The sequence below is a fragment of the Haliscomenobacter sp. genome (assembly GCF_041740695.1).
GTDB lineage: Bacteria > Bacteroidota > Bacteroidia > Chitinophagales > Saprospiraceae > Haliscomenobacter.
Genome location: NZ_JBGSLK010000058.1, coordinates 73,412 through 94,654, shown reverse-complemented (window position 1 = coordinate 94,654; position 21,243 = coordinate 73,412). Strand labels below are relative to the sequence as shown.

General features: G+C 47.7%; 16 protein-coding genes and 1 pseudogene. 5 read left to right on the top strand and 12 right to left on the bottom strand.

The genetic code is table 11. The features are described from left to right. Positions 1-172: 172 nt before the first annotated feature. The 3 genes from ACEW9O_RS12975 to ACEW9O_RS12965 all read right to left on the bottom strand — a co-directional run bounded on the left by ACEW9O_RS12975 (position 173) and on the right by ACEW9O_RS12965 (position 4,085). Positions 173-1,717 carry a bifunctional UDP-sugar hydrolase/5'-nucleotidase gene (locus ACEW9O_RS12975; protein WP_373550595.1) on the bottom strand — a complete coding sequence of 515 codons (1,545 nt, stop codon included), beginning with the start codon at positions 1,715-1,717 and terminating at the stop codon, positions 173-175. Positions 1,718-2,193: 476 nt separating this feature from the next. After that, positions 2,194-2,925, bottom strand: a complete 732-nt coding sequence (locus ACEW9O_RS12970; RefSeq protein ID WP_373550594.1) for an HAD family hydrolase — start codon at positions 2,923-2,925, stop codon at positions 2,194-2,196. Then, positions 2,925-4,085 carry a TIGR03364 family FAD-dependent oxidoreductase gene (locus ACEW9O_RS12965; RefSeq protein ID WP_373550593.1) on the bottom strand — a complete coding sequence of 387 codons (1,161 nt, stop codon included), beginning with the start codon at positions 4,083-4,085 and terminating at the stop codon, positions 2,925-2,927. The genes ACEW9O_RS12970 and ACEW9O_RS12965 overlap by 1 nt, the downstream gene beginning before the upstream one ends. A 242-nt stretch (positions 4,086-4,327) precedes the next feature. Here ACEW9O_RS12965 and ACEW9O_RS12960 point away from each other — a divergent pair, with 242 nt between their 5' ends. The 4 genes from ACEW9O_RS12960 to lepA all read left to right on the top strand — a co-directional run bounded on the left by ACEW9O_RS12960 (position 4,328) and on the right by lepA (position 8,701). Further along, complete coding sequence (locus tag ACEW9O_RS12960; protein ID WP_373550592.1) at positions 4,328-5,191, top strand: helix-turn-helix domain-containing protein; 864 nt, start codon at positions 4,328-4,330, stop codon at positions 5,189-5,191. A 33-nt stretch (positions 5,192-5,224) separates the two neighbouring features. After that, positions 5,225-5,641, top strand: a complete 417-nt coding sequence (locus ACEW9O_RS12955) for a hypothetical protein (protein ID WP_373550591.1) — start codon at positions 5,225-5,227, stop codon at positions 5,639-5,641. Between the two features lie 160 nt (positions 5,642-5,801). Next, the gene (locus ACEW9O_RS12950) at positions 5,802-6,683 is read left to right on the top strand and encodes a UDP-2,3-diacylglucosamine diphosphatase (RefSeq protein ID WP_373550590.1); all 882 of its coding nucleotides are present in this window, start codon (positions 5,802-5,804) and stop codon (positions 6,681-6,683) included. A gap of 224 nt (positions 6,684-6,907) precedes the next feature. Beyond that, positions 6,908-8,701 carry a translation elongation factor 4 gene (gene lepA / locus ACEW9O_RS12945; RefSeq protein ID WP_373550589.1) on the top strand — a complete coding sequence of 598 codons (1,794 nt, stop codon included), beginning with the start codon at positions 6,908-6,910 and terminating at the stop codon, positions 8,699-8,701. Between the two features lie 112 nt (positions 8,702-8,813). On the opposite strand, the gene ACEW9O_RS12940 is transcribed toward lepA, so the two are convergent. From ACEW9O_RS12940 to ACEW9O_RS12900, 9 genes and pseudogenes are all read right to left on the bottom strand, one after another. Next, complete coding sequence (locus ACEW9O_RS12940; RefSeq protein WP_373550588.1) at positions 8,814-9,842, bottom strand: rhodanese-related sulfurtransferase; 1,029 nt, start codon at positions 9,840-9,842, stop codon at positions 8,814-8,816. A 32-nt stretch (positions 9,843-9,874) separates the two neighbouring features. After that, entirely contained in the window at positions 9,875-10,240 is a 366-nt protein-coding gene (locus ACEW9O_RS12935; protein ID WP_373550587.1) for a hypothetical protein, read from the bottom strand. A gap of 235 nt (positions 10,241-10,475) precedes the next feature. Further along, on the bottom strand, positions 10,476-10,856 hold the full coding sequence (locus tag ACEW9O_RS12930; RefSeq protein ID WP_373550586.1) for a heavy-metal-associated domain-containing protein: 381 nt from the start codon (positions 10,854-10,856) through the stop codon (positions 10,476-10,478). Between the two features lie 145 nt (positions 10,857-11,001). Further along, positions 11,002-12,744 (bottom strand): efflux RND transporter periplasmic adaptor subunit, encoded by a 1,743-nt coding sequence (locus ACEW9O_RS12925; protein ID WP_373550585.1) that lies wholly within the window; start codon positions 12,742-12,744, stop codon positions 11,002-11,004. Positions 12,745-12,815: 71 nt separating this feature from the next. Then, a complete protein-coding gene (locus ACEW9O_RS12920) occupies positions 12,816-14,057 on the bottom strand; it encodes a TolC family protein (RefSeq protein ID WP_373550584.1) in 1,242 nt (413 codons plus the stop codon). Then, positions 14,054-17,735 (bottom strand): annotated as a pseudogene (locus tag ACEW9O_RS12915) (efflux RND transporter permease subunit). The gene ACEW9O_RS12920 and the pseudogene ACEW9O_RS12915 overlap by 4 nt, the downstream one beginning before the upstream one ends. Before the next feature lie 134 nt (positions 17,736-17,869). Next, entirely contained in the window at positions 17,870-18,760 is an 891-nt protein-coding gene (locus ACEW9O_RS12910) for a DUF2911 domain-containing protein (protein ID WP_373550583.1), read from the bottom strand. A 103-nt stretch (positions 18,761-18,863) separates the two neighbouring features. Then, the gene (locus ACEW9O_RS12905; protein ID WP_373550582.1) at positions 18,864-19,310 is read right to left on the bottom strand and encodes a hypothetical protein; all 447 of its coding nucleotides are present in this window, start codon (positions 19,308-19,310) and stop codon (positions 18,864-18,866) included. A 59-nt stretch (positions 19,311-19,369) separates the two neighbouring features. Continuing rightward, entirely contained in the window at positions 19,370-19,951 is a 582-nt protein-coding gene (locus ACEW9O_RS12900) for a hypothetical protein (protein WP_373550581.1), read from the bottom strand. Between the two features lie 164 nt (positions 19,952-20,115). On the opposite strand from ACEW9O_RS12900, the gene serC reads away from it, so the two are divergent. Beyond that, entirely contained in the window at positions 20,116-21,189 is a 1,074-nt protein-coding gene (serC, locus tag ACEW9O_RS12895) for a 3-phosphoserine/phosphohydroxythreonine transaminase (protein WP_373550580.1), read from the top strand. The last annotated feature ends 54 nt before the right edge of the window (positions 21,190-21,243 follow it).

Here is a 21,243-nt window from a genome sequence, read left to right as displayed (position 1 = left end):
CGGGATGTGGTGATTGAGTACATGACAGCGGCTTATTAGTTGAGGAGTTGAGGAGTTGAGGGAGGTTGAGGAAGGTTTAGGCTACCGCGAGCGACTTAGAGAAGAACATTGTCAAAATCGCTCGCGGTAGCCTAAACCTTCCTCAACCTCCCTCAACTCCTCAACTCCTCAACTAATAAGCCGCTGTCATGTACTCAATCACCACATCCCGCACATCATTTTTGATTTGTTTGCCTTTGCTGGTGGTCAGCATTTTGGGTTCATCGGCTTTGTATTTGCCCATAAAACCCAGATTGGCTTCACTGCCTGCCGCCACAAAAGAAGAGATAACCAGTTTGTAGATTTGTTTATCGTCAATAGGTTTGCCATTGATCTGCCAAGCCCCATTTACTTCGTTGATGTGACTGACCTGTAAGTACCCCCCTTCGGTTTTATTCTTTTTTAGGCCATTGTCCAGTAAATTTTTCAATTCCGATCCTGGAATTTCTTGCCGTGCGAAGCCCCCGCCAAAGGGGAAAGAACGCACTACGTCATATACCGTCATTGCCCCCGCCAAGTTATCATCCAGCCGCATGGAGCCTGAGTTGACCAAATAGGCATCTGCGCCAGGCATGGCGTATTCCATGGCCTGGGCCGTCATGGTGCCAAAATTGGTTTGGCGGCTGCGGATATCGGTTTCTTTACACTCCAGGGGTTCACGCAGGGTAGCAATTTTTTGTTCGGGTTGATAGCCATTGTTGCGGAGCGTCTGATCCACTTTGGAAACCCATTTGTCTACAACTGCTTGGGTGGCAGGATCGAAAGGAATCGAGGCATTGACGTATTTAAGTGATGATTGAATCCGCACCAATTTTGAGTTGGGATCAAACCTACAGCGATGGATGTACACGGTTTTAGCATTGGCATCCGCCTTGGTAATGATGGTGTTTTCCACATAGTGATCCTGATGGTCATGGTCGTGGCCACCAATAAAGAGGGGCACGCCAGGTACTGCTGCGGCCAAAGCACGATCATCGGCAGCAGAAAGGTGGGTCAGCGCCACCACCACATCACTTTGGGATTTGGCTTGGCCAACGGCACGGCGGAAATTTTCCTCCACTGGCAAATAGTGTACATAAGGCCGTTTGGTGAACGGCAACAATACTCCTGTAAAGGCCAATTTCATGGAATCACCTGCGCTGTTTTTAAAGGTATGATTGATAAAATCAGGGACCAGTTCAGTTTTACCCTTGACGGTCTGTTTGAAAGGTGCAATTGCCCCTCCGGTATACACCCGTCGAACATTGGCGCTCACAAAACGAAATGTACACTGGTTGAAGCGTTTTTGCACCAGAGCCGAGTCTCTTTCGTCAAATTCATGATTGCCGAAAGTCGCATAATCCAAGCCCATCGCATTAAGCGTTTCAATCATTTGAAGTCCTGCTATTTTTTCGCCGGTTTCCAGCTTAAGATTGGCGGTAAGGCTAGGTGAAAGGAAATCACCTGCGATGACTGTGACTACGTTGGGGGTTTCTTTGAGCAATTCTTTCCGAATGCTGGCGACTCTGGCCAAACCACCCGCGTTGCCACCTTCCAGGGGAGCGATCTCGTAAACGTCGTTGATTTGGAGAATGATAAAGTCGATGGCTTGTGGTGTACGCTGCTGTGGAATTTTTATGGCGCAGCTTCCCACTACGAACAAAAGGAGCAAGAGTCCTAAAGGTTGCATTTTTTTCATAAAAAGATTTTAGGCTAAATGAAGATAGGGAAAGCAGAAATAGGCAGGAGTCCTATTTAGTAAGTCGAAAACATGGTTAAAAACAATCAACCAAACTACGGTTAACAAATTTACTACAAATAAAAAAGACCGAGGATCAATAAGTTCCCCGGCCCTAAGTAAAACTAAACCCCAGTTAATGTTCTTTTTCGAGTTTCTCGAAGTCAATAGCAACAAATTGTTATTGACTTCGCCTAATTATAGGAACAAACCTCTGTCAAAAAACTATTGAGCAAATATAAAAGTAATCTTTTTAAGATGCAAACAAAAAAGCAAACTAAGTTATTTTTTTGCACAAAAAAAGCACGCATTGCCTATTTCTGGCATAAAAAAGCAAAAAACCAAGTAATTTTTTGAATCACATGCAACTTTTTGCAAATAGTGCGGCGCAAAACTAAACAGTTTCTGTAAACTACAGAATTTTTTTTGAGAAAAATTTAGCACAAATCATTTTCTTCTAAATAAGCGATCAAATCCCGGATAGTGTCCAACATTTTTGTTGGATGATGAGGCAATAACAACTCCGCTGGATGGGTACCATTTGCTACGGCCAAACTATGGAAAAGCTGAGCGTTTTGTCCTGCCTGAATATCCGATGGTGTATCCCCAACTGAAAGCACTTGCGCAGCACTGTCAATTTGCAGCAACTGCATTGCCTTAAAAATCATGTCCGGCGCTGGTCTTCCTGCCACGACCTGATCACTCGAAATGGAACAATCAATCAACGAGTTTCCGGTATTTACATATTCTTCATTCAAGCCTTGCAACCACCCCAAACGGTCCAAAATAATGTCGGTCACTTTGCGGTAAAAACCCGTGGTCAGCGCGATTTTGATGCCTCGCTCGCGCAAAAAAGCAAATACTTCCAAAGCGCCTTCGGTGGGCACTATGGGTTGAGTCAGGTAATGGGTTTCAAGAATTTGGGTAAACGTATGAAACGAGTGATCTACCCGTTGCAGCCAGTGTTCACCTCGTTGCCCCAGCTGCCGCTCCCAGTAGGTTTCAAAAACAAAACGCTTGGCCCAACCTTGTACGGCCAAAATTTCAGCTTCGCTCATTTCCAGCCCGGTTTGGAGGGCGGCTTGCCGAAAGCAGTGTTCTACCTCGTGTTCGTCGCGGACGGTTGTACCCGCCATGTCAAAAGCGACCAACTTAATTTTATTTTTCATCATGACCATGTTTGTTGAATGATGGCACCTGCCAAACCTATCCCGGAAGTCATGCCCTTGCCCCCAATCCCGGTGACAATTTGAATGTGTTCATCAATGTGATGGTGAAACAGATCGGCGCCCTTGACCTGGGCATAGTACCCGTTCCAATATTTTTGGATGCTCCAGTTTGGCAAATTTAAGATACTTTTAGCTTCGTCCAGGATCAGCTCATTGATCTCCTGGTTGGTATCAAAACCCAGTTGATCCACTTCTGCTGCTGGCGCGTATTCGTGCGAATCACCAATGATGATGGAACCGTCGATGGCTTGTTTAAAGAGGACATGGATGCCATAGTCTAGCAGCGCTTGAGCATAAACGCTGTCGTCTTTGCCCGCCCAGGAAGGGCATTGCTGAAAACTCTCATACCGCCGAATCGACAAACCTGTGAGGATATTGCCAGGCAGGGCAACTGCTGGCAGCGGGTAGGTTTGCATCATCTGCAATTTGGAAACCACCAAATTGCTGCTGCGGAAAAGTTCCGGGTACAAAAATCGAAACTCACGCCCTGAACAAATGATGATTTTTTCTGCCTGCAAACGCAGCCCCGTGCTGGTTTCAGCAGTCGCCAGGCCATTGTTGGAGGTACACGCCACAACTGGCGTATTGGGGAGGTAGGTAAAGGTATCGGGATATTTTTTTTGCAGATACTCCAACAAACGCCCAATCATGGTACGAGGCTCAATGCTGAGTTCCAAGGGGAAATACAATGCAGCCAGGCAATAGTCTTCCCGCAAGGGGGCTAGGCGTTGTAAACACTCCACTTTGCTCAGCCATTGGCAAGGGTAATTGTTTTGCTGGTTGATTTGGTACAACTCTTCAATCAATTGCAACTCGCCTGGGTTAGAGGCGATATAGTAGGTTCCATTGTTGCGCAGACCCAAGTCAAACTCCGCCTGGATGCTTTGGTACAGCGCCAAACTATCCAAACCATATTGTTGCCATTTGCCAGCAGACAGGCCAGAAATGACTGCTTGTCCAAAATTGCGCACAGTAGCCTCTTGTGGAGCATTGTCTTTTTCGGTTAACACCACCGTATAGCCTTTGCGCAAGGCCTGCAAAGCATGGCCAGCCCCTAAAATGCCTGCGCCAACAACCAATAGATCAGCTGCTTTGACCATAAATTTGAATAGGATTAATTTTTTTGCCTAATGGTAAAACTTTCCAAAGGTAGCCTGGTTCGTCAAAATCGGGCTTATTTTGATTTTAAATCTAAGCAAAATTTGGGTTAATTTTTTTACATCTAGCCGACAATGCAAGGCAACTTTTGTCTGAGCAAGAGCGTTTTTATGGTGCAAATTTGACTTTTTAACATTTTTTTCGTCTAAAAGAAGTTAATTTAGTTTTAGTTCAAGCATTAAGTATGAAACCACTATTAGAAAAAATTGATCCTGTATTCGGCAGTTCCTTTGCAATCAGGGAATTTACGGATCTGGATCCTGTTTATAAACCCTTTTGGCATTTTCACCCCGAGTACGAAATTGTTTACATTTCCAAAGGAAAAGGCAAACGCCACATCGGCAATCACATCTCCTACTACGAAGACGGCGACCTGATTTTTCTTGGCCCCAATTTACCCCACCTGGGATTCACAGAAGGGCATTTTAAGGACCAGGTAGAAATTGTGGTGCAAATGAAAGAGGATTTTTTGGGCAAAGAATTCCTCAAGGCGCCGGAAATGCGCGAGGTACACCACTTATTTGAACGTTCGCGCAAAGGCATCATTTTTCACGGCAAAACGCGTGAATGGGCTGGTTCCCAATTGCGGGCTATGGCCCATATGGAGCCCTTCGACCGTTTGGTGGAATTGCTCAAAGTGTTGCGTGAATTGGGAAAAACGGAAGAATTCAGTTCCCTAAATGCCGATGGATTTGCTTTTGATGTCCAGGCACAGCACCTCGAACGCATCCAGGAAGTGTACGAATACGTAGAAGCCAGTTTTCAAGAAGAAGTGACTTTAGACGAAGTTTCCCGTCGAGTAAATATGACTGTGCCCGCGTTTTGTCGCTATTTCAAACGATTGACGGGCAAAACTTTTACCCATTTTGTCAATGAGGTGCGCGTAGCTCATGCCTGTCGTTCGCTGGCCAATGAGCACTTGAGTATTGCCGCGGTCAGTTTTGACAGTGGCTTCAATAATCTATCGCATTTCAACAAGCAGTTCCGTTTGGTGGTAGGAACCAGCCCGAGGGCTTTCCGCCAAAACCTACGTCAAATAGTTGAATAATCCCTGATTTTAAAAGCATCCAAAAGAACTATTATGTCCCGAAATCTCAGTACACTTTTGTTCCTTTTGATCCTGCTTTGTGGCTGTCAAGGGCCCAAGGTTAAAAAAGAGTTGATTGGAAGTTGGCGTTACGATCTGGATTCCATGAAAAGGGAAAACCTACGCAGCCAGGCTGATCCGACCCAACGCAATTACATGGAGAGTATGATGCTGGCCCTGCGCATGGCCAAAATTGATCTGCTCGATGACGGATCTGCCGTATTCAGCCTGGATGATACCCTGCAAGAAGGCAACTGGCATGTGCAGAACAACGGCAAAGAGTTGGTGATGCTACTGAAAGATGGCCCACAAGTATCACGCATTCAACGAATTGCAAGAGATACTATTTTCCTTGACCCTGTCTCTGCCCCCGGGCCACAGTTCACCCGCATTTTGGTACCCGCCAATTGAGTTTAGCCTTGTTCCATTTTTTTACAAATATGCAAATCTTGGAACAAGGTCAATTTCTCTCCAAATTTTAATCATTTCATAATCAAATATTCACATACAGTTAATATTGAGAACTGACCTTTGTTTTGTCAAATACGGATGATCTCATTTGATTTACAAAATGAAAAAGGAACTCGATCTTGTAATACTGTCGGATATTCATCTGGGTACTTATGGTTGCCACGCCAAAGAACTGCTGAATTATTTGAAACACATCAAAACAAACGCTCTGGTGCTGAATGGCGATTTTATTGACATGTGGCAATTTCGCAAAAACTACTTTCCTCAGGAGCACCTGCAAATCATTCAGCGCATTTTACGGATGGCCGCCAAAGGCACCCAAGTCTATTACATCACGGGGAATCACGACGATGCCCTGCGGCGTTATTCCAATTTTTCTTCCGGGAACATTCACCTGCGCGATACCCTCGAATTGCAAATCAAAGGCAAATCTTACTGGATTTTCCACGGCGATATTTTTGACATCTTCATCAAATATTCTCCTTTCATTTCAAAGTTGGGCGGCAAAGGTTACGATTATCTGATTTTGTTCAACCGTTGGGTCAATAAAATCCGGGCTTTTTTTGGCTTGCCCCGTTTGTCTTTTTCACAAAAAATCAAATACCGCGTCAAAGAGGCGATCAAATTTGTAGACGATTTTGAAGAAAAAGCCATTGAACTGGCCGCCGAAAAAGGGTACGACTACGTGGTTTGTGGCCACATTCACCGCGCCCAAATCAAAACCCTGGAACGCCAGGGCAAACAAGTCACCTACCTCAATTCCGGGGATTGGGTCGAAAGCCTGACCGCGCTCGAATACAAATGGGGCGAGTGGTCGATTTACGAATACAACGAAGCCGATTTTCTAGCCAACAGTTCCAATTTCACCCTCCATGCGGTCGAAGAGGAAGATGAACAGGCCTCTACTGGTGAGGCATTGAGCACCGCGGCCATGTTTGAACAGATTGTCCAGCAAGCAGGACCGCGTAGGCGTGCCGTCTAACTTGCACCTTACCATTACATAACTTACTTTAACCATTCAATAGCTGTTTCAGGTACAGGGCCATTAAAGTGCTGTACCTTTTTGTTTTTAGCTTTTTGCCATTTAAATAATTAATTAGCCTACCTTTGCAGCAAAATTCTAAAACATCCATTTCCAAATTTTTTTAGAACTTTGCGATCCAATTACCCCGAAACTTGTTTCGTGTAGGTAGCACATTGAGGAATATGAAGAACCTTCGAAATTTTTGTGTAATTGCCCATATCGATCACGGTAAAAGTACCCTGTCGGACCGCCTGTTGGAATTTACCAAAACCATTGATAAACGCAACATGATGGCCCAGACCCTGGACAACATGGACCTGGAACGCGAACGTGGCATCACGATCAAGAGCCATGCCATCCAGATGGCCTATGTCCATACTGACGGGGAACGGTACACCTTTAATATGATCGACACCCCCGGGCACGTCGACTTTTCCTACGAAGTATCTCGCTCCATTGCCGCATGTGAAGGTGCGCTGCTGTTGGTAGATGCCACACAAGGCATTCAGGCGCAGACCATCTCAAACTTGTACCTGGCCATTGAGCACGACCTGGAAATCATTCCTGTGTTGAACAAAATCGACATGGAAAGTGCCATGGTCGAAGAGGTAGCCGATCAGGTAATCGATTTGATTGGTTGCAAAAGGGAAGATATCTTATTGGCATCCGGTAAAACGGGGGCCGGCATTCAAGAAATCATGGACGCGGTAGTAGCTCGGATTCCCGCCCCCAAAGGTGACCCTGAAGCGCCCCTGCAAGCCTTGATTTTTGACTCGGTTTTTAACTCCTTCCGTGGTGTAATTGCCTATTTCCGCATTATGAATGGTCGGATGCGCAAAGGAGAAAAGATTCGCTTTTTCCACACCAGCAAAGAATACGAAGTAGACGAGGTAGGGATCCTGCAAATGAACCTGATTCCCCAAACGCACCTGGAGGCCGGGAATGTAGGTTACATCATTACGGGGATCAAAGAATCTCGCGAGATTAAGGTTGGGGATACCATTACCAATGCCATCAACCCTTGTACCGAAGCCATCCACGGTTTTGAGGATGTAAAACCGATGGTATTCGCCGGGATTTTCCCCATCGACAACGACGATTTTGAAGACCTGCGTGATAGTTTGGAAAAATTGCAACTGAACGATGCCTCTTTAGTCTTCGAGCCAGAAACCTCGGTGGCGCTGGGCTTCGGTTTCCGTTGTGGCTTTTTGGGCATGTTGCACCTGGAAATCATCCAGGAGCGCCTCTCCCGGGAGTTCAACATGGAGGTGATCACCACTGTACCGAACGTGTCTTACTTTGCTACCAATACCAAGGGTGAGAAGTTTGCGGTACGCACCCCAAACGATCTTCCTGATCCCAACTACTTGCAAGAAGTACAAGAACCCTACATCCGTGCTCAAATCATCACCAAACCGGAATACATCGGGACCATCATGACCCTGTGTATGGATAAGCGGGGGATTCTGACCCGTCAAAGTTACTTGACGACCAGCCGGGTAGAGTTGACTTTTGAGTTGCCGCTGGCAGAAATCGTCTTCGATTTTTACGATCGCCTCAAGTCGATCTCACGGGGTTACGCTTCTTTCGATTATTCCATGCTCGATTACCGCGCTTCCGACCTCGTAAAGCTGGACATCAAGCTGAATGCGGAAAATGTAGATGCGCTTTCGGCACTGGTGCACCGCACCAAAGCGGAGTCTTTTGGCCGTAAAATCTGCTCTCGTTTGAAAGAATTGCTGCCGCGTCAGCAGTTTTTGATCGCCATTCAGGCCGCGGTTGGTGCCAAAATCATCGCCCGTGAAACCATCTCTGCCCTGCGCAAAGACGTTACCGCCAAGTGTTATGGTGGGGACATCTCGCGTAAACGCAAACTGCTCGAAAAGCAGAAAGAGGGTAAGAAGAAGATGCGCCAGATTGGTAGTGTAGAAGTGCCGCAGAAAGCGTTCTTGGATGTATTGAAATTGTCAGATTGATACTTAGGTGCCTCTTGGGTGCCTTGGGTTTCTTAGGTGGTGAAATTATGCCTCGCTTCGCAAGGCTTTCTTTTTTCACCACCTAAGAAACCTAAGGCACTAAAGATACACCTCAGGTCCTTCGCAGCGCCCGATACCTCCCCTTTCCAAACCGCGTTCCATTGAACTCCAGCGTGCCCTTCAATTCTTCCTGCTCCTCCGCTGGCAATTGACTAAAGTCTGCACATTCCTGAGAACAACAAGCATGGTACTTCGCCGCACAGTCATCACACTGGATGAATAGTACGTGGCATACGTCGTTCGCGCAGTTGCGGTGGGTATCACATGGCTGACCGCATTGGTGGCAATGGGCAACTACATCCTCGGAAATCCGCTCCCCGAGGCGTTCATCAAAGACAAAGTTTTTGCCAATGAACTTATTGGGCAAACCCTGTTCTTCACACTGATGGGCGTATTCAATAATCCCCCCATCAATCATAAACACATTGCTGAAACCCTTGTGCAGGTAGTAGGCACTGGCCTTTTCGCAGCGGATTCCTCCGGTGCAGTACATCACGATGTTTTTTTCTTTTTCCGCTTTCAATAAGTCTTCTACTAGGGGAAGTGCTTCCCGGAAGGTTTCCACATCCGGACGGATTGCACCTTCAAAGTACCCCACCTCACTTTCATAGTGGTTGCGCATGTCAACCACGATGGTTTCGGGCTGGTCCAAGAGGGCATTTACTTCAGGTGCGCGTAAGTGTTTGCCCCGTTTGGTGACATCGAAAGTAGCGTCATCAAGGCCATCGGCGACGATTTTTTCCCGCACCTTAATGGCCAGTTTGAAAAATGACTTGCCGTCTTTTTCTACGGCGATGTTCAAGCGGATGCCATTCAGCCAATGGATGCTGAAAAGAGCTGCTTTAAATGCCTCAAATTTTTCGGTGGGTACTGAAATTTGACCATTGATCCCTTCTTTGGCCACATAAATCCGGCCCAATACACCACATTCGCTCAACAACAGGTATAGTTCATCCCGAAAAGCCTGCGGGTCTTCAAGTTGATGGTATTGGTAAAAAGACAAGGTGGTTCTTGGCTCATTACTTTCCTCCAAACGTTGTTTTAACTCTCGGTTGTTGACCCGATTGAATAATCTCTTCATGGTACTAAACAGATAAACTCAACAATCAAGGTTTAATGGCCGTGGCCTTCGTGTCCTGCAGCTGGTTTAGGATTGTCTGGATCGATTTGCGGGTTTTCTTTGAATAATTTTTTATTGATTGCCGCTGCATCGGGCAGATTGGGGTTGTACATGTAGTGCATGGTACAAACGGGGCAACTGCCATAAGTTTCACTTCCACTGCCTGGGCAATGCATGGGGCACTGGTATTTGGCGGTGAATTCTATGCCGTCGGCGGTTGGCTCCGAACCAGCAGCTTTTGCTTCGGTTTTAACCGCTTCTCCAGCCTGATCTGTTGCTTTATCCGAGCCGCCGCAAGCCCAAATGCTGAGCACCAACACCAACATACTGATGCCAATGCGCATGGAAATTTTATTCATGGTACACTGATTTATATCTTTTGAGCCGCAAAATTAAAGATAAAAGCTGAATGGTGAATGACGAATGTCAACATATTCACCATTCAGCTGGTTTCAAGCCAATTAAGTAATGCAGAAAAATTAACTTCCCGATTTTGGGTTTTGAATAGGAAGTCGAACGCTTCATTTCAAGTGAGCTTCCTATTCAAAAGCCTCTCTAAAAATCGGGAAGTAATTTTTTGCATCATACTAAGCTTTAGTTACTGTTCGGGCGATCGTACTGGCAACACCCATGCAGCGCTTTGTACACTTTGTCCTTGGCACGGGTTTCATCCGTATCGTGGCCTACTGCTGCTACTTTTTCCTTGATTTTTTTCAAAGCGCCGGGGGTGTCCTCATAACTCACAGTGAGTTTTTTCTCGTCCAGGTCCCAGTTAGCTTTGCTTACCCCAGGCAGTTCTTTGGCCGCAGTTTCGATGCGCTTTTTGCACATGCCGCAATTGCCGTACACTTTAAAGGTGGATTCTTTTACGTCGGCATTCGGGCCACCTTTGCTTTTGTCGGCAGTTTGAGCCGATACCTGGCTAGCACCAAACAGCATTCCTACACAAAGCAGGAGGAAAGTCAGTTGTTTCATTGGATTAAAATTTAGATTAAAAGTTGAGGAGGTTGAGGAAGGTTGAGGGAGGTTTAGGCTACCGCAGCGACTTAGACAAGGATATTGTCCAAATCACTGCGGTAGCCTAAACCTCCCTCAACCATCTCAACCTTCTCAACTCCAGTTATTGAACATTTTCTTTGACAAATCCACAATTCAGCATTTCATCGCCGAAATAGGGATTGAGAATTTTTTCTTCGCTACTGAGCCAATCGGCCCCACGGTTGTTGAAGGCCATGGGACAGTGTTGGACATATAAAGCCTCCTTTCCTGAGCCAAATACTTTAAAAGTGTTGATCAAGAGTTGGGACACAAAATCAAATTGTACGCGTTGGGCTTCCACATCGGTACTGGCTTTGATTCGGGCTACGTGCTGGCGTAAGGCATTGAATTGGGTTTCCCAAAAAGCCAGGGCTTCAGCGGGCAAGTTGGGGTTTTGCATTTGCTCCAACTGTTTGGCTAAATCAACGGCATGTGTTGAACTGGCTTTGGCATTGGTTTTGACCAAGTCATCTTTGACCCGTAAGTAGGTTTTGGACAATACATCCAAATCCTGACGGAAGGCTGGAGAAACTACAGCTCTATAATCCGGCATTTCCATTGCCGTGGCTTCCGTTTTGGCCACCAATTTGTTCATCATACTTTGTTGGTTGTTCAGTTGGGCAGCGGCATCAATGACAAACGCGCCATTGGTCACCACCTCATCGCCAGCCTGCAATCCCTTCAGTACGAGATAGGCATTAGAGCTGGATTCGCCCAATTCTATCTCCCTGTATTCAAAGCTAGGCACTTCTGCATCCGCTTTTTTGAGGTAGACTACTGATCGTTTGCCCGTCCAAAGCACAGCGGTTTTGGGGACTTCCAAGGCGGATTTTCCAGCAGCGCTGGCAGTTATTTCACCCTGGATGAACATTTCCGGCTTCAATAAACCACCAGGGTTTTGGATTTCTGCCCGCAAAGAGGCAGTACGTGATTGGGCGTCAATGAGTGGATCGATAAAGGTAATCCGCCCGCTGAAGTTACGATTGGGCACCGAGGGAGTGGTAAACTGCACCGTATTGCCCACTCGAATATGCGCCAGATCCGTTTCATATGCTTCAAACAACGCCCACAATCGGTCAAGGTTGCTCAATTCAAACAGCGCAGACCCTTCTTCTACATAATCTCCCACAGCCACTTTCCGGGTCATCACCACCCCGCTGCGCTCGGCATAGAGCGTAATTTCACGCAGTATTTTGCCTTCCGCTTCTACTTTTTGAATGAATTCATCCGAGACTTTCCAATACCGCAATTTGCTACGCGCCGCCTCAGCCAATTCCGAACTTTTGCCTTTGAAACGAACAGCCTCCAGCAATTCCTGTTGAGCAGCTACCAGGGGCGGTGAATACATGCGGGCCACTGCTTGACCCTTGCGCACTTGTTCGCCAGTAAAGGTGATGAATAGCCGCTCAATCCGGCCAGGGATATGGGCAACCTGGGTGGAAATGGCTCGTTCATCGGGCTGGATTTTGCCACTCAGGCTCAGTTTTTTCCCAGTACTTTGCCCCTGCCCTACCACTGTAGTTTGGATATCGGCCAGTCGAATGGCGTCCTCACTCATTTCCATCACCAGCGGATCGGTACCCGCACTGGCATTCATGGGCGTAAGATCCATTTCGCAGATGGGGCAAATACCCGGTTCCTGTTGGCGGATTTGGGGGTGCATGGAGCAGGTGTAAGTTGTGCCCGTAGCGCTTGCCTCGGTTTCCACTGTGCTGCTTTCATGCTGATGGTTTCGCCCAAAAATGAGATAGCCAAGTACCAGCCCAACCAAGAGGGTTGTGGCGGGCAAAAAGGTACGGGGTGAAAGTTGATATTTTGGTTTCATGTTTTTTTAGTTGAGGGGTTGAAAAGTTGAGAAGTTGAAACTGGCACTTCGGCTTCGCTCAGTGACCAGTCTCAACTTCTCAACTTTTCAACCTCTGCCTTCGCTTGCTGCACCTTCACAATGGCTTCCAAGTCCATCAATTGGTACTCCAGGCGCAGTTCATAGTTTTCCAATAGGTTTTCGTACAAATCGGCATTGGTACTGAAATTGCCCTCTTGCATCTTGATCAGTGCATCGAGGGTTTTGAGCTGTTCTTGCACAAACTCGTGGGTCAACCGCGCTTCCTCTTGTAGGGAAATGGCTCGACCAAGTGTTGCGGCAAAATCGTTGCCCAACGCCTGGGCTTCCAGGTCTAAACTCTCGCGGCGCAATTGTTCTTCCCGCGCTTTGGCCTCGTATTTTTTGCGGTAAAGGGGTAGTCGAATGCCGATGCGAGGCATCACCATGTCTTTGCCAGCGGATGTCAAGCCGTGTTCGGTTACTTTGCTCATCACTATGTAATCCAAACCCAGGCCGATATCTGGCTTGCCTTCCAATCGATTCAAGGCTTCCATTTGACGTGAAGCTTCCTTTTCGTAACGCAAACTGCTGATGGCTGGGTGCTCTAGTTTGATCTGCTGCAACAAGGAATCCATTTGAAAAGGCAGGATTTCAAATTCTAAGGTTTCGTGCAGTTGAATGGGTGTTTGGGCTGGGCGACTTAAGAGTTGATTCAGGCGGTATTGCGGAAATTGGGTGCGGTTTTTTAGCAAGTTGAGCTGCTGCTCCTGTTGGCGGATTTTCAACTGTACTTTCAATACCTCCGTCACATTTCCACGGCCACTCTCTACCCTGGCCAGGGCCAGTCGTTCAGCCGAGCGACTCAAGGTGATGCTTTCTGCTAAAAAATGGATGCTGTTGACTGTCAGGTAATAATCCAGCCAGGCCATTTTTACCTCATACCGAAGATTCAGCGCTTCGGCCTCCGCTTGTTCATTGGTCACCCGCGCTTCACTAAGCGCCAAAGCTGAGCGGGTTGACAAGGTGCCCGGCCAGGGAAATTCCTGCATGCCTCCAATGATCGCTGCTTGCTCCCAGGTACGCATGCGCAAAGGCAGAAATTGGGTGCTGAAATCCACTTGCGGATCAACCAATTGGTTTTGCTGAGGAGCGCGCTCCAACTGGGATTGGTAGCGGGTGTAGCGGGCTTTGAGCTCGGGGTTTTGGCGCAGGGCAATTTGAACGAGGCTGTCGAGGGGTTGGGCAGTCAGGCTTATGCTGCGTGTAAGCAGTATAAAAAGCAGTAGTGTCAATCCATTTTTAACTCGCGTCATAGCTCCCCAGTTTTTTTCCCACGCAGTCCCGCCTCTTTCCACAGGCAAAACAACACCGGAACAATGAAGATGGAAATGATTTCAATCAATAGCCCGCCAAAAGCCGGAATCGCCATCGGTACCATGATGTCGGAGCCCCGCCCGGTGGAGGTTAAAATCGGTAAAAATCCCAACAAAGTTGTGGCCGTAATCATCATCGCCGGGCGCACCCGACGGGCTGCACCTTCGAGTACTGCCGCCCGGATTTCGCTGGTATTGCCAGGTTTCAAGGCCGCAAAACGCTCGCGCAAGTAGGTAGCCATCAAGACCCCGTCATCGGTCACAATGCCAAACAGGGCCAGGAAGCCCACCCAAACCGCCACACTGAGGTTGATGGGATGGACGTTGAACAAGTCGCGCAAATTTTCACCCAACAAATTAGCGTCCAAAAACCAGGGCTGTCCATAGAACCACATCATGATAAAACCTCCGGCAAAAGCCACCAATACCCCCGTAAAAACCATCGCTGAAATGGTCAAAGAGCGGAATTCCAGGTATTGAATCATAAAAATGATCAGCAAAGTCAAGGGTAAAATGATGCGGAGGCGTGCGTTGGCCCGCAGGTTTTGTTCGTAATTGCCCGCGAAGCGATAGCTCACTCCATGCGGCACTTGCAAGGCGCCCGAAGCTACTTTTTCATCCAGGAATGTTTTGGCATTGGTCACTACGTCGATTTCGGGGTAGTTGTTTTCTTTGTCAAAAAGCACGTAGCCCACCAAAAAGCCGTCTTCACTCTTGATCATTTGTGCCCCGGCGGTGTATTTCGTTTTGACCAAATCGCTCAGCGGAATGGGGCTGCCGCTGTTTTTGGAGGGGATAAAAATATGTTTGGCTGCTTCGGGGTCGTTGCGCAATTCGCGGGGGTAGCGCACCCGCACGTTGTAGCGCTCACGACCCTCCCACCGTTTGGGTAACCGAGGTTCCGCCGATCGAGGCTTCGATGTAACTTTGCACATCCGCGATGCTTAGCCCATGCCGGGCAATGGCGGCGCGGTCAATTTCCAGCTCGATATAGGGCTTGCCGACAATCCGATCTGCAAATACTGCTGCGTCTTTCACCCCTTCCACCTCGCGCAGCAATTTTTCAATTTCCAGACCAAAAGCTTCAATACTTTCCAGGGTCGGCCCTTTGACCTTGATGCCCATGGGGGCTCGCATGCCCGTTTGCAACATGATCAAACGGGTTTCGATGGGTTGCAATTTGGGGGCCGAGGTGATACCGGGGAGTTGAGTTACTTTGCTGATTTCATCCCAAATGTCGTTGGGGGATTGGATGTGGTCGCGCCATTGGCGAAAATACTGGCCATTGCGGTCTTCAACCAATTCACCCTTTTTATCCCTCACATATTCCCCACTATCATCTACCTTGAAGCGGAGGCGATTGCCGTCTTCGTCGGTTTTGTATTCAGATTTGTACAAAATTACGTTTTCGTACATCGGCAAGGGCGCGGGATCGAGGGCACTTTCGACCCGGCCGGCTTTACCCACCACGGTTTCTACTTCAGGAATTGCAGTTACAGCCATGTCCAACATCCGCAAATTGCGGGCGTTTTCCTGGGTGCCAGCATGAGGCATGGCACTGGGCATCAGCAGAAAGGAGCCCTCATCTAATGCGGGCATAAATTCACGACCTATGCCCTGAAAAACAACATACCCTGCACAAAGAATCCCAATCGGGATCAACATAAAAAGCAACTTGTATTCCAGGAAAAAAGCCAACAGCGGGTGATAAATGATGGTCATCCCGTACAAAAATCCTAATAAGCCTGCAATCATCCCTCCAACAAAAAGGAAGTTGAGCGCAAAACTCTGATCCACCCCCAGCGGCATCCACATGCGGGTGATCAAGGCGGCAACAATTGCTGCATAGACCAAATTGATGCTCTGCTTGATCCGTTCATGCAGGACGCCTCCAAAACGTTTTTCACTCCAGACCAACACTCCTGCCGAAAGCCCAATGATGAGCAAAATGAACCCCAGGGTATTTTGCTGAAAAATCAAAGCTGCAACCCCCGCTACTACGATCATCCCAGTGCCAAACCAACGCCAAAAACGCCGCGTCACTTTCCAAGAGAAAACAGTGTGTGCCAAGGCTGGCAAGACCATAATGGCCAAGACGATAGCCGCACCGAGTGCAAAGGTTTTCGTAAAAGCCAATGGACGGAACAATTTACCCTCGGCACCTTCCAAGGCGAATACGGGCAAAAAACTCACGATTGTGGTCAATACTGCCGCCACTACCGCCGAGCCCACTTCTGCCGATCCTTCATACACCGTGGTGTACAAATCTTCCTTATCGCCATGGGTTTCTAATCTGCGCACAATGTTTTCCGATAGCACAATTCCCACATCCACCATGGTTCCAATGGCAATCGCGATACCCGAAAGCGCCACGATGTTCGCATCCACGCCGACCAACTTCATCACGATAAAAGTCATCAACACGGCAATCGGTAAAAGCCCCGATACGACCAGGGAGGCCCGCAGGTTGAACAAGAGCACGATGACCACGATGATGGTGGTGAGGATTTCCTGAATCAAGTTGCTATATAAGGTGCCCAAGGTTTCTTTGATCAGGTGAGTCCTGTCATAAAAGGGCACAATTTTTACTTGTGAAAGGGTGCCATCGGCCAGTACTTTGCTGGGCAAACCGGGTTCAAGTTCGGCAATTCGCTCTTTCACCTTTTGAATGACGTCCAGCGGGTTGGAGCCAAAACGCGCCACCACTACCCCACCTACGGCCTCGGCACCCGACTTGTCCAAAATACCTCTGCGTTCAGCCGGGCCGATGTTGACTTTGGCGATGTCGCGGATACGGATGGGAATGTTGTTGCTGACCCGCACCACGGTTTCTTCCAAATCCGCGAGGGTTTTGATGTAGCCAAGGCCGCGTACGTAGTATTCCACGAGGTTGAGTTCCAGGGTTTGAGCACCAATATCGAGGTTGGATTGGCGCACAGCGTTCATCACTTCTTCCAGGCTGATGTTGTAAGTACGCAGCGCCTGCGGGTCTACATCAATTTGGTATTCTTTGACAAAACCACCAATCGAGGCCACCTCGGATACCCCCGCAGCAGAAGTCAAGCCATAACGCACGTAGAAGTCTTGAATGCTTCGCAATTCGTGGGCATCCCAACCGCCAGTGGCTTTGCCCTGAGGGTCCCGACCTTCAAGGGTGTACCAGAAAATTTGCCCAAGTCCGGTAGCATCAGGGCCCAGGGTAGGTTGTACATTTTGTGGCAACAGACTGGAGGGTAGCGAATTGAGTTTTTCCAAAATCCGCGAACGGCTCCAGTAAAAATCTATCTGATCCTCAAAAATGATGTAAATGCTGGAAAAACCAAACATGGAGGTGGAGCGGATGCTTTTCACCCCTGGCAAACCCAACAACGTAGTCGTCAGCGGATAAGTAATCTGGTTTTCGATGTCCTGTGGCGAACGCCCCGGCCAGTCGGTATATACAATCTGCTGGTTTTCGCCAATGTCGGGAATGGCATCCACCGCCACCGGATCGCGGGGTAAGCCCGGAATGTGGAAGTCGAAAGGTGCCGATACCAATCCCCAGCCGGTAAAAAGCAGCAGCACCACCCAGGCCATAAGCTTATTGTGCAGAAAAAAATAGATGATCTTGTTCAACATGATCTATTGCTTAGTAGTGGGGCAAAAATAAGTGCTCATTTTTCTTGAGCCAAGGGATCAGATAAGACACTTGAAATGAACCGTTTACTTATCTGATCCTTTGGCAAAATGAGCACTTATTTTTTTATCGCCCCTTAATTCTTTCCTAAGCCAACCCGTTTTTGCAAGTCGGCAATACGTTTGTTCAAATCTTTGATGGCACTGCTCAGCTTTTCCTTTTCCGCCAAAGCTAAAGCGCGTTGGGCGGCGGCCAAGGCGCTTGGATAGTCGCTCAGATCAGCATAGATTTTTTGCGCCAAATTGGGAATGGAAAAAGTTTTATTATCCATTTTTTCAGCTGCTTCCACCCAGGTTTTGGCTTGCTGAATGTCCCGTTTGGTGGCATAGTAATAAGCGGCACCTTGAAATAGCAATTCGGCGTTTTTCTCCTGCTTGTCAATCAGGCGTTTTTGAATTTCCGCCATGTTGTTGAAGTCGGCGATGGTTTGGAGTGGAATTTTGATTAGGGTATTTTCCCACATCAAATTCAGTGAACTTTCTCCACGCGGATTAAAATCTCCAAACTCGATGGTGAAGGTTTCATAATATCGCCCCGCTGCCTCTGGCTTAACCTTGAAGCGATAAATGTCCACTTGGGGGTCGTAGCCAAAAGCGCCGTGTAAGGTGGCATCTCGGTTGAGGATGAGCGTCCATTCCTCCGGGCCAGGGATGCTGAAGAGGGAATATTTGCCCGCCGGGATTTTTTTGCCGCCGACGATCACCGTTTCGCGCAGGGCCAGGGCCGTACAATCATTGGCCCCCGTACGCCACAGGCTGTCGAAGGGGATGAGTTGGCCGAAAATTTTGCGGCCCCGGGCTGAAGGCCGACCGTAAGTTACGGTGATGTCGCTTTCGCCAAAATTTTGAACCAGCGTAGCGTCTGGGCTGGCAGTTGGGGCTTTTAAAGTGGCTTGCGCAACAGTCTCTTGCAGACAAATACTGGATACACAAAGGGCTAAAACACTGCCAAGCAATATTTTTTTCATACAATAAAATTGATGGGTGCTTGATTCAGCACAGGAGAATGAGTAATGGAAAAAGGGAGGGCTGTTTTCATCAAGACGATGAAAACGAAAGAAAGTAAGCAGGCTAACAAAGGAAGGATTGTACAAGCACAGGAATGTCGCGCATTCGAGGTGGTGGCTTGTACAGGTAAAAACGGAGGATTTTTTGATTGTATGGGAGAATATCTTTGGCGAATTCCAGGGCTACATTCAAGGTTGGAGGCAAAATGAAAGGATCAGCTGCAAAGCTGAGCGCTATCACTTTTTGTAAGGTAGGCTGGGTATCAGTTTTGAGGAAAGAGGATTTGTCTGAACAGCAGGGAATCCGGGAAAGGTTTTCCTGAGCATTGGCTACTTCTGCCTTTGCGCAGCAGGAACGTTGAACCTGTACTCGTTTTTGACAACAACTTTTAGGCTGTACAAACAAAGCTACCTTTTTGCCCCGCATTTGGCACAAATGCTCAAACACCATTATCCCACTGGAGGACAAAAGGATGTTGAGTGCCAGAATGAGGTGCAAAATTTTCAGCATTGGTTTGCTATTTAAGCACAAAGATATGGTTGAAAACGATGTGTAGGGAGATTTTGTTTTTACAAGAGCTGATCCATAATCTTCTGCAAATTAAACTGTACCCCTTCCATCACGGTGATATCTTCTTCCCATTCGAAATGTTGTACATCTTCTCCGGGGACTATAACTTTGATCGAGTGCACCTCCGTAAATATCCAGATGATTTTTTTGACTCCAAATTCAAAGAGTTGGCGGTTTTTGCGGTCAAAATAGTCAATGGAAGCTCCTGGCGAATCCAAATCTGCCTTGGTATCAATTTCAATGGCAATTTCTGGTGGATTGGCAGAATATTGGTTGCTGAGTACGAAGTTTTCTTTTTTAAAAATGGCAATGTCAGCAGCCCTCCATTTTGCTTTTCCCAATTGTAAACCTTGCTCTCCTCCAGTCACAATGTAACCAGCAGAAAGCAAGACTTTGATGATTGCACCCAGCTCTAATTTCAGCCATGCTTGTAATGTACTATCGGCCATAATTGCTTCAAAATCTTTGGTTCCAGCTAATACTTCTTTATAACCTTTATAATAAATAGGCCGACCATCATCCATCTCGTAAATGAGGTAGCTGGGAATCTCCTGTATTTTGGCACTAGAACTAAGCGTCATTTCTACCAATTTTTTTCAAAAATAACCTTTTTTCACCTGAAATCAAATTAAACCCAAGTCCCAAGTTGCTTTCCCGTCGTAAAAAAAGCCGCAAAACTTCCATTTTTTCTAAGCGGGCACCACCTAGAAAACCTATTTTTGCACCACCAAAATTTGCACACCCAATGAAGAAATACAATTTCAGTCCTGGGCCGGCTATATTACCAGCATCGGTCATTGAAGAAGCCGCCCGTGGCGTACTCAATATCAACAACAGTGGACTATCTATTTTAGAGATTTCCCACCGTAGCAAAGACTTCATCGCCATCGCTGCTCAGGCAGAGCAACTGGCGCGTGAGTTGCTAAACCTCAGCGACGATTACGCAGTGTTGTTCCTCTCCGGAGGAGCCAGCACCCAGTTCTTCATGGCACCCATGAACCTCCTAAACGAGGACGAAACCGCCGTGTACGTCAATACGGGCACTTGGGCGGACAAAGCCATCAAGGAAGCCAAACTCTTTGGCAAAGTGGAAGTGTTGGCTTCGTCCAAGGAGCAAAATTACACCTCCATTCCCAAAGGCTGGACGGTGCCCAGCTATGCCAAGTACCTGCACTTGACCAGCAACAACACCGTCTACGGTACCCAGTGCCACTCCTGGCCCGATACTGAAGTGCCGATTGTATGCGATATGTCATCGGATATCTTCAGCCGTCCGATTCCGGTCGAGAAATTTGGTTTGATCTATGCCGGGGCACAAAAGAACATGGGCCCCGCAGGAACTACACTGGTGATTGTGCGCAAAGACTTGCTCGGCAAAGTAAAGCGCGCCATTCCTTCCATGCTACAATACGCCATTCATGACGCCAACGACAGCATGTACAATACCCCACCGGTATTCCCCATCTACGTTTCGATGTTGACCATGCAGTGGGTGAAAGAGCAAGGTGGCCTTGCAGCAATGGAGGCTCGCAACCAGGCCAAAGGTGACTTGTTCTACAACGAACTAGATGCCAACCCACTCTTCCACGGCACCGTCACCGAAAAAGGTGACCGTTCCTTGATGAACCCAACTTTCCTGGCCATCAACGAAGAGGTCGATAAGGCTTTTGATGCTGCGGCCAAAGCTGCGGGTATCGATGGCATTCGTGGACACCGCTCGGTGGGTGGTTTCCGCGCTTCCATGTACAACGCTATGCCACTGGAAGGGGTGCAGGTGTTGGTGGATGTGATGCGGGACATTGCGCAGAAAATGGGCTAACGCAAGGTAAACCCAGAGCGACATTTTTTTCACAAAGAAAACACCAAGAAACAC

Excerpts from the sequence above, each read along its gene's own strand:
- ACEW9O_RS12920 (WP_373550584.1), bottom strand. The coding sequence starts at position 14,057 with ATGACGCGAGTTAAAAATGGATTGACACTACTGCTTTTTATACTGCTT.
- lepA (WP_373550589.1), top strand. The coding sequence starts at position 6,908 with ATGAAGAACCTTCGAAATTTTTGTGTAATTGCCCATATCGATCACGGT.
- ACEW9O_RS12975 (WP_373550595.1), bottom strand. The coding sequence starts at position 1,717 with ATGAAAAAAATGCAACCTTTAGGACTCTTGCTCCTTTTGTTCGTAGTG.
- ACEW9O_RS12910 (WP_373550583.1), bottom strand. The coding sequence starts at position 18,760 with ATGAAAAAAATATTGCTTGGCAGTGTTTTAGCCCTTTGTGTATCCAGT.
- ACEW9O_RS12955 (WP_373550591.1), top strand. The coding sequence starts at position 5,225 with ATGTCCCGAAATCTCAGTACACTTTTGTTCCTTTTGATCCTGCTTTGT.
- ACEW9O_RS12960 (WP_373550592.1), top strand. The coding sequence starts at position 4,328 with ATGAAACCACTATTAGAAAAAATTGATCCTGTATTCGGCAGTTCCTTT.
- ACEW9O_RS12970 (WP_373550594.1), bottom strand. The coding sequence starts at position 2,925 with ATGAAAAATAAAATTAAGTTGGTCGCTTTTGACATGGCGGGTACAACC.
- ACEW9O_RS12965 (WP_373550593.1), bottom strand. The coding sequence starts at position 4,085 with ATGGTCAAAGCAGCTGATCTATTGGTTGTTGGCGCAGGCATTTTAGGG.
- ACEW9O_RS12905 (WP_373550582.1), bottom strand. The coding sequence starts at position 19,310 with ATGCTGAAAATTTTGCACCTCATTCTGGCACTCAACATCCTTTTGTCC.
- ACEW9O_RS12925 (WP_373550585.1), bottom strand. The coding sequence starts at position 12,744 with ATGAAACCAAAATATCAACTTTCACCCCGTACCTTTTTGCCCGCCACA.
- ACEW9O_RS12950 (WP_373550590.1), top strand. The coding sequence starts at position 5,802 with ATGAAAAAGGAACTCGATCTTGTAATACTGTCGGATATTCATCTGGGT.
- ACEW9O_RS12900 (WP_373550581.1), bottom strand. The coding sequence starts at position 19,951 with ATGACGCTTAGTTCTAGTGCCAAAATACAGGAGATTCCCAGCTACCTC.
- ACEW9O_RS12940 (WP_373550588.1), bottom strand. The coding sequence starts at position 9,842 with ATGAAGAGATTATTCAATCGGGTCAACAACCGAGAGTTAAAACAACGT.
- ACEW9O_RS12935 (WP_373550587.1), bottom strand. The coding sequence starts at position 10,240 with ATGAATAAAATTTCCATGCGCATTGGCATCAGTATGTTGGTGTTGGTG.
- serC (WP_373550580.1), top strand. The coding sequence starts at position 20,116 with ATGAAGAAATACAATTTCAGTCCTGGGCCGGCTATATTACCAGCATCG.
- ACEW9O_RS12930 (WP_373550586.1), bottom strand. The coding sequence starts at position 10,856 with ATGAAACAACTGACTTTCCTCCTGCTTTGTGTAGGAATGCTGTTTGGT.